Source organism: Saliphagus sp. LR7 (genome assembly GCF_003344565.1).
GTDB lineage: Archaea > Halobacteriota > Halobacteria > Halobacteriales > Natrialbaceae > Saliphagus > Saliphagus infecundisoli.
Genome location: NZ_QPND01000003.1, coordinates 131,049 through 143,681, shown reverse-complemented (window position 1 = coordinate 143,681; position 12,633 = coordinate 131,049). Strand labels below are relative to the sequence as shown.

The 12,633-nt window shown below is 68.5% G+C and carries 12 protein-coding genes; 7 read left to right on the top strand and 5 right to left on the bottom strand.

Annotated features, from left to right (window positions below; translation table 11 throughout):
- Positions 1-15: 15 nt before the first annotated feature.
- Both DVH23_RS05595 and DVH23_RS05590 read right to left on the bottom strand, forming a co-directional pair.
- Positions 16-231 carry a helix-turn-helix domain-containing protein gene (locus tag DVH23_RS05595; RefSeq protein ID WP_114576743.1) on the bottom strand — a complete coding sequence of 72 codons (216 nt, stop codon included), beginning with the start codon at positions 229-231 and terminating at the stop codon, positions 16-18.
- Positions 232-448: 217 nt separating this feature from the next.
- Positions 449-1,255 (bottom strand): SDR family NAD(P)-dependent oxidoreductase, encoded by an 807-nt coding sequence (locus DVH23_RS05590; RefSeq protein WP_114576457.1) that lies wholly within the window; start codon positions 1,253-1,255, stop codon positions 449-451.
- 416 nt (positions 1,256-1,671) lie between these two features.
- Between DVH23_RS05590 and DVH23_RS05585 the strand changes: the two genes are divergently transcribed.
- Complete coding sequence (locus DVH23_RS05585; protein WP_114576456.1) at positions 1,672-2,106, top strand: PPC domain-containing DNA-binding protein; 435 nt, start codon at positions 1,672-1,674, stop codon at positions 2,104-2,106.
- Positions 2,107-2,135: 29 nt separating this feature from the next.
- Here DVH23_RS05585 and DVH23_RS05580 read toward each other — a convergent pair whose 3' ends face one another.
- The 3 genes from DVH23_RS05580 to DVH23_RS05570 form a co-directional block, all read right to left on the bottom strand.
- On the bottom strand, positions 2,136-3,263 hold the full coding sequence (locus DVH23_RS05580) for a mandelate racemase/muconate lactonizing enzyme family protein (RefSeq protein WP_114576455.1): 1,128 nt from the start codon (positions 3,261-3,263) through the stop codon (positions 2,136-2,138).
- 100 nt (positions 3,264-3,363) lie between these two features.
- The gene (gene dgoD, locus DVH23_RS05575; RefSeq protein ID WP_114576454.1) at positions 3,364-4,542 is read right to left on the bottom strand and encodes a galactonate dehydratase; all 1,179 of its coding nucleotides are present in this window, start codon (positions 4,540-4,542) and stop codon (positions 3,364-3,366) included.
- Between the two features lie 61 nt (positions 4,543-4,603).
- Positions 4,604-5,587 (bottom strand): Gfo/Idh/MocA family protein, encoded by a 984-nt coding sequence (locus DVH23_RS05570; protein ID WP_114576453.1) that lies wholly within the window; start codon positions 5,585-5,587, stop codon positions 4,604-4,606.
- 180 nt (positions 5,588-5,767) lie between these two features.
- On the opposite strand from DVH23_RS05570, the gene DVH23_RS05565 reads away from it, so the two are divergent.
- The 6 genes from DVH23_RS05565 to DVH23_RS05540 all read left to right on the top strand — a co-directional run bounded on the left by DVH23_RS05565 (position 5,768) and on the right by DVH23_RS05540 (position 12,583).
- Positions 5,768-6,541, top strand: a complete 774-nt coding sequence (locus DVH23_RS05565) for an IclR family transcriptional regulator (protein ID WP_114576452.1) — start codon at positions 5,768-5,770, stop codon at positions 6,539-6,541.
- A gap of 212 nt (positions 6,542-6,753) precedes the next feature.
- The gene (locus tag DVH23_RS05560; protein WP_114576451.1) at positions 6,754-7,848 is read left to right on the top strand and encodes a HEAT repeat domain-containing protein; all 1,095 of its coding nucleotides are present in this window, start codon (positions 6,754-6,756) and stop codon (positions 7,846-7,848) included.
- A gap of 77 nt (positions 7,849-7,925) precedes the next feature.
- Positions 7,926-10,100 carry an ABC transporter ATP-binding protein gene (locus DVH23_RS05555; RefSeq protein WP_114576450.1) on the top strand — a complete coding sequence of 725 codons (2,175 nt, stop codon included), beginning with the start codon at positions 7,926-7,928 and terminating at the stop codon, positions 10,098-10,100.
- 32 nt (positions 10,101-10,132) lie between these two features.
- The gene (locus DVH23_RS05550; RefSeq protein WP_114576449.1) at positions 10,133-10,354 is read left to right on the top strand and encodes a hypothetical protein; all 222 of its coding nucleotides are present in this window, start codon (positions 10,133-10,135) and stop codon (positions 10,352-10,354) included.
- Positions 10,355-10,398: 44 nt separating this feature from the next.
- Positions 10,399-11,484, top strand: coding sequence for an ABC transporter permease (locus DVH23_RS05545; RefSeq protein ID WP_114576448.1), 1,086 nt, complete (start codon positions 10,399-10,401; stop codon positions 11,482-11,484).
- Positions 11,471-12,583, top strand: coding sequence for an ABC transporter permease (locus DVH23_RS05540; protein WP_114576447.1), 1,113 nt, complete (start codon positions 11,471-11,473; stop codon positions 12,581-12,583). Before DVH23_RS05545 ends, DVH23_RS05540 begins: the two co-directional genes overlap by 14 nt.
- The last annotated feature ends 50 nt before the right edge of the window (positions 12,584-12,633 follow it).

Sequence of the window (12,633 nt, the reverse complement as noted above, 5' to 3'; positions counted from 1 at the left end):
CGGGTCGGGAAGCGTTCAGCTCGACTCCTCGCAGAGTACGTACAGCCGCTGGCGGGCGTCGGTCTTGTGGAGACGTTCCTCGATGTAGCCGTGGTCCTCGAGGGTGCGGACGGCGTCCCTGACCGTCCGGGTCGGGAGCCGGCTACGCTCGACGAGGCCCTTCTGGGTGAGCGGACCCTCGTACTCCAGGGTCTTGTACACCAGCTTCGCGCTGGGGGGGAGCTGTTCGATCGGCGATTCGGTCTCGGGCGGCGGTCGTTGCGTCGTCGTACACACGGGAGATGGTCCCTCGCCCGTGTCATACGGCTTCCCGTACTTAGCTGTTTCCGGTGTGGCAACGTGGCCCGAAACGGGAGCGCTTATCCGGCGGGCACGAAAGCCCCGACCGACATGGAGATCACGGACGTGCGGGTGAGACGATCGTCGCAGAGGAAGGGGCGCCTGTCGGTCAGTCCTCGAACCGGTCGTCCCACTCCATTCCCTTCCCGACGGCCGCGGTCCCGCCGTCGACCGCGAGGTTCGTCCCCGTGACGAAGGAGGCCTCGTCGCTCGCGAGAAACGAGACCGCGTCGGCGACCTCGCGGGGTTCGCCCGCGCGCTTGAGGATTCCGGGCCCGTCCGGGTGGGGCGCGGTCTTCTCGGCGAAGAACTCCTCGGCGCCGTCCTCGGGGAGGTGGTAGTCGGTGATCACCCAGCCCGGCGAGACCGCGTTGACGCGAATTCCTTCGGGAGCGAAGTCACAGGCCATATCCCGGGTCATCGAGACGATCGCGCCCTTCGTCGCGTCGTACTGGGCCCATTCGGGGCGGCCAACCCACGCACCCACCGAAGCGACGTTGACGATCGCGCTCCCCTCGGGCATCGCGCCTGCGAGGTGTTTGACGCAGAACGCGTACCTCTTCAGGTTCACGTCGAGGATCCGGTCCCAGCTCTCCTCGTCGACCTCGGTGACCGGCTTGGGATCGACCCGGATCCCGGCGTTGTTCACGAGGACGTCCACCCGGTCGAACCGCTCCTCGAGTTCGTCGGCCATCCCCTCGACGCTCTCCTCGTCGCCGACGTCGGCCTCGCGAGCGAGGGCCTCTCGACCCGTCCGTTCCTCAACCGCTTCGGCGGTCGCTTCCGCGGCGTCGCGGTTCCAATCTACTGCGACGACGTCCGCCCCGGCCTCGGCCAGCCTGAGGCAGGTCGTCTCGCCGATGCCCGCGCCACCGCCGGTCACGACCGCGACCGCGCCCTCGAGTCGGCCGGTCATGGGGGGAGGGGTGGGTGACAAGGTTTAACTCCTTCGTTCCGGCCGCCCGAGCGACCGAGCGCCCGGTATTTACTTCGTGGAGCCGGAGCGCGTTCGACGGACCGTTCCCCAGGAGGGAACCATATCGACGAGTGCGACGACGTTCCCCTGGGCCCGCATCCGACCCCCGACGTCTCGAGGATCACGGGCCGTTCGGGCCCACGGGAGCACTCGTCGCCCATCCATTACAACCATATGATAGTAATAAAATCGTCTAATCCGTTCCCTCTATGGGAACGAACTCGTCCCGAAACGCTCACCAGGATGGCCCCCGGCGAGTCCGGGTGTGGAGCACGCACGCTCCCCCAGCACTCGAACGGCCGTCCGTTTTCGGCGACGTGAAGATTTATCCCCTCCGACCCCACACCCACCCACGCATGGACACCTTCGAATCCGACGACGGCCACGTGGTCGTTCGACTCGACCGAGGCGACCTCGCGTTAGAATCGCTCGCCGACGCCTGCGAGAGCCACGGGATCGACGCCGGCGTCGTCGTCTCGGGGATCGCGACGTTCAGCAACCTGAACATCCACTACGTCCACCGGACGGACCTTCCCGAAGAGCAGAGCCAGCGAAACACCGACCTCGAGCTCTCGGGCTCCTGGGAGGTCACGAACGTCAACGGCGTCGTCGCCGACGGCGAGCCACACCTCCACGTGACGGCGTTCGACGGCGACCGAACGGTCGGGGGCCACCTGGAGGACGGCTGTGAGGTGAACGTCCTTGGCGAGTTCACGATCCGGGAACTAGCGGGACTCGACCTCGAGCGCCGACCGGACGATCACGGAATCTCGAAGCTCGGCGAGCGGTAGGCCACCTTCGGTCGCGGACCGCGGCGGGTCTATCGGTCGGCCCGAAGCTCCGCGACCGCGTCCTCGTCGACCTCGATCCCCAGGCCCGGCTCTTGGGGGACCGCGAGTTCCCCGCCGGAGGGGTCGAACGGCGTCTCGAGGATCTCGGTTCGCATCGGGTTCTCGCTGCGGTCGAACTCGACCATCATCGGGTCCGGGGCCGTCCGGCTGTGGGGGTAGGCAGGGACGCTCGCGGCGAACTGGACGGCCGCGACGAGCCCGACCGCGCTGTTCCAGATGTGGGGACGGACGCCGACGTTCTCTGTGGTCGCGAGCTTCGCGATCGTTCGGGCCTCCGAGAGCCCGCCACACCGCGCGAGATTGGGCTGGACGATGTCGACTGCGCCGTCGATCAGGCGCTTGAACTCGAACCGGCCGTAGTGAGCCTCGCCGGCCGCGAGCGCGGTCTCGACGTGGCGCTTGACCTCCTCGTACCCCGAGAGGTTCTCCGGGGGAACCGGCTCCTCGATCCACTCGACGTCGTACTCCGCGATCGCTCGCGCGCTCCGGACCGCCTGCTCGGGGCGGTAGTTGCCGTTCATGTCGACCATCAGTCGGGCGTCGGGTCCCAGGATATCGCGCGCCGTCCGGACGCGCTCTTCGTCCTCCTCGACGCCGGTGCCGATCTTGATCTTCGCGGCCGTAAACCCCTCCGCGACGGCCGCCTCGATCGGCTCGGCGAGGGGACGCTCGGTCTCGGTGAAGTACATCGTCGAGGCGTAGGGGACGAGCGTCTCGACCGAACGACCTCCGAGCAGCCGGTGGACCGGGCGGCCGACCTCCTTGCCGATGAGGTCCCAGCAGGCGACGTCGATCGCGCTGACGACGCTCTGGACGAAGACGGCCTCCCCGAAGTGGTAGGGATCGGTGTAGGACCGTTCGGCGAGCGATTCGACGTCGAAGGGGTCCATCCCGACGACGTCCTCGGCGAACAGTTCCTCGATCGTCGCCTCGGCGATCGACCCGGGGACGAACGCCTCGCCCCAGCCGACGAGGCCGGTATCGGTCTCGAGGCGGAGCAACGTCGTCGCCCGGTCGCGGCCGAACCCGCGTGCGTCGCCGAGACCCGCGGGCAGGGTGTGGGCGAGCGGGATCGGCTCGATCGTCGTGATCTCCATGGTCGGACGAGCAGTGCGGGGCCGATATAGATTTGGTTCGCCGCGATCGGAGTGAGCGTTCCCGCTGGGCGAACGCGGCTCGTCGCCTCAACTGCCGACCTCAGCGCTCGCCGACGCTGCCGTCGGCCCGCCGGCCGATCGGGCGGTCGAAGCCGAGATCGGTTCCCGCGAGTTCGCGGACGCGGTCCTCGTCGATCGAGACACCGAGTCCCGGTTCCTCCGGGAGCCCGAGGTAACTCCCGGTGCGATCGAGAAGCGAGTCGTCGGCGAGGTAGCGCGAGGCGTCGGGGTCGTCGACGACGACCTGCTCCTGGATCAGGGCGTTCGGGGCGGCCGCGACGACCTGCAGCGAGGCCGCCAGCGCGACCGGCCCGATCGGGCAGTGGGGTGCGAGGGAAACGTCGTACGTCTCGGCCATGTCGGCGATCTTCTTCGTCTCGGTGATCCCGCCGGCACTGGAGACGTCCGGCTGGACGATATCGACCGCGTCGGCCTCCAGCAGCGGTCGAAACCCCCACCGGGAGTAGAGACGTTCGCCGGTCGCGATCGGGATCGTCGTCGCCCCGGCCACCCTCTCGAGGGCGTGGTCGTGTTCGGGGGTCACCGGCTCCTCGATGAACATCGGGTCGAACGCCTCGACGGCGTCGGCCAGGCGGCGGGCCATCGCCTTCGAGGCCCGCCCGTGGAAGTCCAGCGCGACGTCGACCTCGGGGCCGACGGCCTCTCGGACAGCACCGACGACGGCTCGTGCGCGCTCGACCGCCGCCGGAGCGTCGACGGGCTCTAAGCCGCCGGTCGGGACGAGCTTCAGGGCGGTGTAGCCCTCCTCGACGTAGCCCTCGGCCTCGCTGGCGGCCGCCGCGGCCGCCTTCTCGGGATCGTCGATCCCCCTGTGAGCATCGACGTAGTGGTAGATCCGGACCCGGTCGCGGACGGGACCGCCGAGCAGTTCGTAGACCGGGCACCCGCAGGCCTTTCCCTTCAGGTCCCAAAGCGCCTCGTCGATGCCGGCGATGGCGCTCATGTGAACGGGCCCGCCCCGGTAGAAGCTGCTGCGGTACATCGCCTGCCAGCGGTCCTCGATTCGGCCCGGATCAGCCCCCAGAACGTACTTCTGCATCATCTGATCGACGGCACTGCGGGTCGCGGGCGCGCTGCCCTCCCGGAAGTGCCATTTCGTGTAAACCTCGCCCCAGCCGACCCGGCCGTCGCTCGTCTCGAGCCTGAGGAACTGCCACCGTGGCGGGACCTCGTACAGTTCGTAGTCGGTAACGCGCATCCGGTGAGTGGGCGGGGGCCCGCCGCTTGAACCTTCGGGACGGGGAACCACGCGCCGGGGCTCACAGCTCCCGTAACTCCCCGACGGCGACCTCCCGACCCAGCTCCGCCGACGCGTAGGCCGCGAGGACGACCTCGACGGCTCTCCGGGCCTCCCTCGCGTCGACGATCGGCTGGCGGCCCTCCCGGACCGCCCCGACGAAGTCACGGATCTGGCCCTCGAGGCCCGTCCCACACGGCGGCTCGTCGAGGTCGGGCTCGACCGTCTCGTCGCCGAGAGCGAAGGTTCCGGAGCTGTAGGAGCCCTCGGTGCCGTTTACCTCGACGCGCTCCCTGGTCGCGCCCCGGACGCCCGTCGTCGCCTCGATCGTGCCGTAGCCGCCGTTCTCGAATCCGACCGTCGCGACGAGGACGTCCTCGTGGTCCATCTCGTGGGCGAGGGTGTCCGCCGACGCCGAGACGCTCTCGATGCCGCCAGTAAGCCAGTCCAGGAGGTCGACGAAGTGGATCGCCTGCTGGAGGAGGGCGCCGCCGCCGGCTCCTTCGGTGCCGTGCCAGTCGTCGTAGTACGACTGGGATCGGTGGTACTTGACGGCGGTGTCGGCCAGCAGGACGTCGCCGAACCGTCCCTCGTCGAGCCACCGCTTGGCGGTCCACCGTTCCGGCGTGAACCGCCGCTGGAAGACGCCAGCGACCGTTGCGTCGTGCTCGTCGGCAGCCTCGACGATCCGGTCTGCGCGTTCGACGTCAACGTCCAGGGGTTTCTCGACCAACACGTCGATCCCGCGTTCGATCGCGTCGATCGCGACCTCGGCATGGGTTCCCGAGGGCGTACAGACGCTTACCGCATCGAGGTCCTCGGCCTCGAACATCTCGACGTGGTCCGTGTACCCCCGCACGTCGTACTCCTCGGCGAACGGAGCGATCGACGACTCGCTCCGGGCCGACCCCGCGAGGAGGTCGGCGCCGTCGATCGCTCCGAGACGGTCCGCGTGGGTCGTCCCGAACCCGCTCGCCCCAACGATCCCGTATCCGATGGTTCCCATGCCGCCGGACTCGCTTCGCCGGCACTTCAACGTTGCAGTAGCGGTACCGGCGGTCCGCCCGGTGGGATCGACACCCCGGTCGTCGTCGACTCCCTCGACGGGTGTTGTCTCTCGAACGAACGTTCCTCGTGACCGAACCGACCCGATAGCTATAGGGTCCTGGATTGGAATGCGAGGGACATGACCAGCGCGCGCGGAACCGGGCCCGATACGGGGATCAAGTCGACGGACACGCTGATCTCCATCCTCGAGGTCCTGCAGAGCCGCGACGGCGCGGGCGTCACCGAGATCGCCGAGGAGCTCGACCGCTCGAAGAGCACCGTCCACAGCCACCTCCAGTCGCTGCGGGCCCACCGCTGTGTCCGGAAGGACGGAACGACCTACCGGCTCGGGCTGCGATTCCTGAGCTTCGGCGGCCACGCCTGCAACCGGACGGGGCTCCTCGAGATCGTCAGGCCCGAAGTCGACGGCTTGGTCGAGGAGACCGGCGAGACCGCCCAGATGGTCGTCGAGGAACACGGGCGCGGGATCTACGTCTGCCAGAGCCGGGGCGCCGAGGCAGTCAGGACCGACTCCCACGTCGGCACCGAGGTCGGCCTCCACTGTACGGCCGTCGGAAAGGCGATCCTCGCCCACCTCCCCGAGGACCGGGTCCGGGAGATCGCCGACCGCCACGGACTTCCCCCGAGGACCGATGAAACGGTCACGGATCTCGACGAACTGTTCGCTGCTCTCGAACGAGTTCGCGAGCGGGGGTACGCGATCGACGACGGCGAACGGATCCCCGGGATCAGGTGCGTCGCAGCGCCGGTCCGGACCGACGACAGCGTGATCGGCGCGCTCAGCGTCAACGGGCCGACGAAGCGCCTCGAGGGCGAGTATTTCCGGGAGGAACTCCCGTCGCTCGTCGGCCGGGCAGCCAGGGTCGTCGAGATCAACGCGACCTACGCCTGAGACGGATCGCCGTACCGATCCACCGACGCTCGGCGTGGCCGAACCCATACTCGTTACGGTTGCATTGGGATTTACGGGCGTACGATTGTAACGTATCGGTGGTCAGGCGACGAACAACTATTCGATGACAGGGAACGAAGCGACGGGCGGAGGATCGTCCGCCGCTCGAGGGGCGCCAGCTATAAGCCGCGACGGGCGAACCCGACGGATACATGCCCCTCTCCCCGGACGAACCGGAGGCGTCAGTGCTCTGCGAGCGGGCCCGGCGGGAGCCGGAATCGGTGGCGGTCGCGGCCGTCGTCGACCACCTCGTCTTCGGCGATCGGGCGACCCGGCGGACGGCCCTCGAGGCCTACGAAACGCTCGTCGAGCGCCGTCCGGGAGCGGTCGAGGACGCTGCGACCCGGCTCGCCGAACATCTCGCCGCCGACGACTGGGGTGCCCGGCGTCGGGCGGCGCTGACGGCCCGGGCGCTCGTCGAGCCCGCCCCGGAGGCGGTCGAGGGGGTCGTCCCCGAACTCCGGGCGCTCGGAGATTCCAGGAAACCCGGCCGCGAGGCGGCGGTCGACGCCCTCGCGGGGCTCGCCCTGGAGCGTCCGGAGGCGGCGGTTCCCGCGGTCGAGGTCCTCGCCGCGATCTGTCACGAGCCGGTCGAGCCCGTAGAGGGCGGGCAGCGAGTCGGTCCGGCGCGGGCGTCGGGAGGCGGCCCGTTGGCTCCGGAACGCGAGCGCCGCGACCGGGTCCGGGTCCGCGCGATCGCGGGACTCACCCGGATCGCCGCCGTCGAACCGGCGGCGATGGAGCCGGTCGTCGCCGGCGTCGGCGACCTCCTCTCGGACGACCACAACCTCGTCCGGGCGGCGGCCTGCGAGGTCCTCGAGGCCGTCGCGACGACGTTCCCCGACGAGGTGGCGGCCGTCGCCGACGCCCTCGCCGAGCGGGCCGGCTCCGACCCCGAGCAGCCGGTTCCCTGGCGGGCGGCCGACGCACTCGTCGCCCTCGCGGCCGTTCGTCCCGCGCGGGTCGGTCGCGCGGTCGCGCCGGTCGCCGCCGACCTCTCGCGCTTTCTCGACTCCCGAGAGGCCGACCGGCGCCGGACGGGGGCGACGCTGGCGGTCGCCGCCGCGGCCGTCCGGCCGACCGCCCTCGATCCCGGGGCGCTCCTCGAGGACCGCCTCGCCGACGAGGACGACGTGAGGGCGCGTGCGGCGACCGCGCTCGCGCTTTCGGGCGTCGGGAGGGCTCGAGCGTTGCGGGGGTTCCTGGCGGCGGACGGCGGTCGAACCGTCGTCGAACGCGACGACTGAACGCCGACAGAGGAGCGCCACGCGACAAGGTTTATGTATGCGATCTCCGAACAGGATCTCAGAACGACGCCACGCAAATGACACAGAGCTTATCAGACCACGAGTTCGGCGACGGCGATCCGGAGTCGATCCTCGAGGTGCGCGACCTCGACGTCATCTTCGACATGGACCGGGGGGAGTCGAAGGTCCTGGACGGGGTGAGCTTCGACGTCCACCGTGACGAGATGCTCGGGATCGTCGGCGAGTCGGGGTCGGGCAAGTCGATGTTCGCCTCCGCGTTGCTCAACGCGGTCGTCGATCCCGGGCGCGCCACCGGAGAGGTGATCTACGACGACCCCGACGCCGGGCCCGTCGACGTCCTCTCGCTGTCCGAAGACCAGCTCGAGTCGTTCCGGTGGGAGGAGGTCGCGATGGTGTTCCAGGGGGCGATGAGCTCCTTTAACCCGACGATGAAGATCGACGAACACTTCGAGGAGACGATCCAGGCCCACGGGAAGCCGATGGACGAGCGGATGGCCCACGCCCGCGAACTCCTCGCGGACCTCTATCTCGACCCCGACCGGGTACTCGGCTCCTACCCCCACGAGCTCTCCGGGGGGATGAAACAGCGCGCGCTGATCGCTCTCTCCCTGGTTCTCGACCCGGAGGTGCTCGTCATGGACGAGCCCACCGCCGCCCTGGACCTCCTGATGCAGCGCTCGATCATGAACCTGCTCGACAACCTCCAGACCGAGTACGATCTGACGATCGTCTTCATCACCCACGACCTCCCGCTGGTCGCGGGCCTGGCCGACCGACTGGCGGTGATGTACGCCTTCGAGTTCGTCGAGTACGGGCCCAGCGAGGAGGTCATCCGGGACGCCGCCCACCCCTACACGCGGGCGCTGTTGAAGTCGGTCCCGAGCGTCGACGCCGCCCTGGATGACATGAACCCGATCGAGGGCGAGAGTCCCGACCCGGTGGACACGCCCGCGGGCTGTTCGTACCACCCCCGGTGCCCGCTGGCCGACGAGCAGTGCGTCGCCGAAGACCCCGATTACCACGACGTCGGCGAGGGTCGAGGGGCCGCCTGCTTCCACTGGGAGCGCTCCTCGGAGGCCGTCGACTACGAACTCGGAGTCGATCCGGTCGTACCCGACGAGCCCTCGCGGGCGCCCCGCAGGGACGAGGAGACGGTCATCTCCCTCGAGGACCTCGAGGTCCACTTCGACCAGTCGGGGTTCATCGATCGGTTGTTCGACCAGGACGCGACCGTTCGGGCGGTCGACGGCGTCGACTTGGAGATCGCCGAGAACGAGGTCGTCGCGCTCGTCGGCGAGAGCGGCTGCGGGAAGACCACGCTCGGCAAGACCGCGATCGGGCTCCAGGAGCCGACCGCAGGGACGGTCCGGTACCGCGGCCACGACGTCTGGGAAGCAAAGCGCGGCGAGGGCGAGATCGACCACGATCGGATCCGGCGCGCCCTCCAGATCGTCCACCAGGACCCCGGAAGCTCGCTGAACCCGACCCGAACGGTCCGGACGAGCCTCGGGGCCCCGCTGAAACGCTGGCGGTCGGACCTGAACTCCAGCGACCGCGAGACGGTGGTCCACAACCTCTTGGAGCGAGTGGGAATGAAACCCGCCGAGGACTACGCGCTTCGCTTCCCCCACCAGCTTTCCGGCGGCGAGAAACAGCGGGTCGTGCTCCTGCGGGCCCTGTTGATGAGCCCCGACGTGATCCTGGCCGACGAGGCCGTCTCGGCCCTGGACGTCTCCCTGCGCGTCGAGATGATGGAACTCATGCTCAGCCTCCAGGAGCTGTTCGACACCTCCTATCTGTTCATCTCCCACGACTTCGCGAACGCCCGCTACCTGGCCGAGAAGTCCGGCGGCCGGATCGGGATCATGTACCTCGGAAACGTAGTCGAGATCGGCCCCGCCGAGGAGATCATCCACGACCCGAAACACCCCTACACGAAGGTCCTTCGGTGGGCGACGCCGCCGCTCGATCCCGACGCGGCTCAGGAGGCCCGGGAGACCGAGCCGCCGATCCGCGAGATCGACATCCCCGACCCGACCGATCCCCCCAGCGGCTGTCCGTTCCACACCCGCTGTCCGGAAGCCCGGGAGGTCTGTCGGGAGGAGCGTCCGGAGCTGACGGGCAGCGAGGGCGAGGCGTCGCTCGCGGCCTGCTTCCGGGAGGACGACGACCACGCCTACTGGGACAGCAAGCCGATCGCTGAGGGGAGTTCCCTCGAGAACACCTCCTAAAGGTTTTTGCCGGTCGGGACCGCCCCTCCCGTATGGCCGGCAAGTACGACAAGAGCTACGTCGACCATCTCTGTGACCACGAGCAGGGGTGGCGCCTGCTGTTTACGTTCTCGGTCGGCTTCCTCGCGCTGTCGGTCCTCTGGTTTCTCTCCGTCGAGCCCGGTTCCCCGACGTACGTCGTCACGGTCATGAACCTCGTGGGGCTCTCGGGGCTCGCGATCCTGAGCGGGTTCGTGCTCTCGCGGTGTCGGTAGCGGGACAAACTATATGTCGGCCGGGACGCCATCCAGTACCATCAATGAGCGAGTACGTCGGGCGGGTCAGGGGGACGGTCGCCGCCGCCCTCGGATTCCTCGCCGGGTTCGACTACTACTGGCGGAAGATCGGACACGCGTTCGTCACGCTGCTCAGCGTGACGACGATCACGTTCGCGCTCTTCCGGCTGATGCCGGGAAACCCGGCCCAGGCGATGCGAGCACAGTTCGAGTCCCAGCTCGAGGGCTCCGGGCAGGCGGCGGATCCGGAGGTCTTGGATCAAATGGTACAGGTTCACACGGGGTTCGACCCGAGCCAGCCGATCTACATGCAGTACTTCGAGTACGTCCGGGACATCGTCCTCTACCAGGACTTCGGCCAGTCGATCCAGTACGGCGACCCGGTGTTCGACATCCTGTTCCGGGCGATGCCGTGGTCGGTATTCATCAGCGTCTACGGGCTCGCGCTGGGCTACTCGACGAACATCCTGCTGGGCGCCGCGATGGCCTACAAGGAGGGGTCGCGCTTCGACGGCGCGATGACCGTCGTCGCGACCTTCCTGAACTCGATTCCCTACTACGTCGGTGCGCTGCTCTTTCTGGCCTTCTTCGCACACGACCTGGGCTGGTTCCCCAGCGGCGGCCGCTACGACACGAGCATCGAGGCGGGACTCAATCTCCCCTTCATGTGGAGCATCGTCCACTACGGAACCTTGCCGATCATGTCGAGTTTCATCGTCGGCTTCGGCGGCGGCGCACTCGCGATGCGGGGCAACTCCGTGCGGATACTGGGTGCCGACTACCTCCGGGTCGCCCGTCTGCGGGGGATCGGCTCGGTCCGGATCGCGACCCGCTACGTCGCCCGCAACGCGATCCTTCCCCTCTACACCCAGATGATGATCGGCATCGCCGCCGTCTTCTCGAGCAGCGTCGTCCTCGAGTACATCTTCACCTACCCCGGAGTGGGGTGGTACACGTTCGACGCGATCAGCATGCGCGACTACCCGATGTTGATGGGGTCGTTCCTGTTTTTCACCATCGTCACGCTCGTCGGGATCCTGCTCGCGGAGTTCACCTACGGCATCGTCGACCCCCGTGCGGGGTCGGGAGGCGAGAATGAGTCCTACTGACGAGTCCTCGACGGACGGCGGCGTGCAACTCAGCGACGACCAGCTGTTCGGCCAGCTCGCCGACTCCGACAGCGTCGAGCTCTCGGGGCGCGAACGGTTCGCCCGGATCCTCGACGCCTACGTGCTCGCGCCGGGGCGGGTCGCGTGGAACGACTGGCGAACTCGGTTCGGGATCATCATCATCACGCTGTTCGTCCTCGCCGGAACGGTCGGGCCGCGGCTGGTCGAGGCGCCAGCGACGAACCAGGCGCCGACGAACCACCCGCCGTTCGTGGGCGGGTTCGGGGCGATCACGGAGGAGGGCGGCTGGATCGACCCCGCCCAGGCCTCGATCGGGGGCGTCTCGGTGCCGTGGCTGTCCTTCGAGTTCCCGCTCGGCGCCGACAACTACGGCTCGCCGATCGGCCGACAGCTCGTCCACGCGACGCCGGACATGCTCGAGATGGTCGTCGCGGGCGCGATCGTTTCCGTCGGGTTCGCGACGCTCATCGGCGTCACGGCGGGCTACAAGGGCGGCCGGATCGACTCGGTTCTCATGTCGCTGACGGACATCGTGATGACGATGCCGGGGCTCCCGCTGGTGATCGTCATCGCGGCGATCTACCCGCCCCGCCAGGCGTGGCTGGTCGGAGTCATCCTCGCGATCGACGCCTGGCCGGGCCTGGCACGCGCGTTGCGCTCGCAGGTACTGACGCTCCGCGAGGAGTCCTACGTCGAGGCCTCGCGCACGATGGGGCTTCCCTCGCGGACGATCCTCTCCCGGGATATCGTCCCACAGCTCATGCCGTACGTCCTGATCAACGCGGCCCAGGCCGGCCGGAAGGTCATCTTCGAGTCCGTCGCGCTGTACTTCCTGGGCGTGTTGCCGTTTACGACGGCCAACTGGGGAATCATGATGGATACCGCCTACAGCGAGGCGTTCGCGCTGGTCGATCTGGGCAACTTCTACCAGCTCCTCTGGCCGATGAGCGCGATCGTGATCATCTCGTTTGGCTTCATCCTGTTCTCCCAGGGGATGGATCGCGTGTTCAACCCGCGCATCCGGGCGCGCCACACGAAGAAGGTCGGCGGCGACGACGAGCAGCCGCCCGCCGAGTGATGGGATCGGCCGACGGAAGGGTTTCGACCGTGTACGAGCGTCCACTGTCC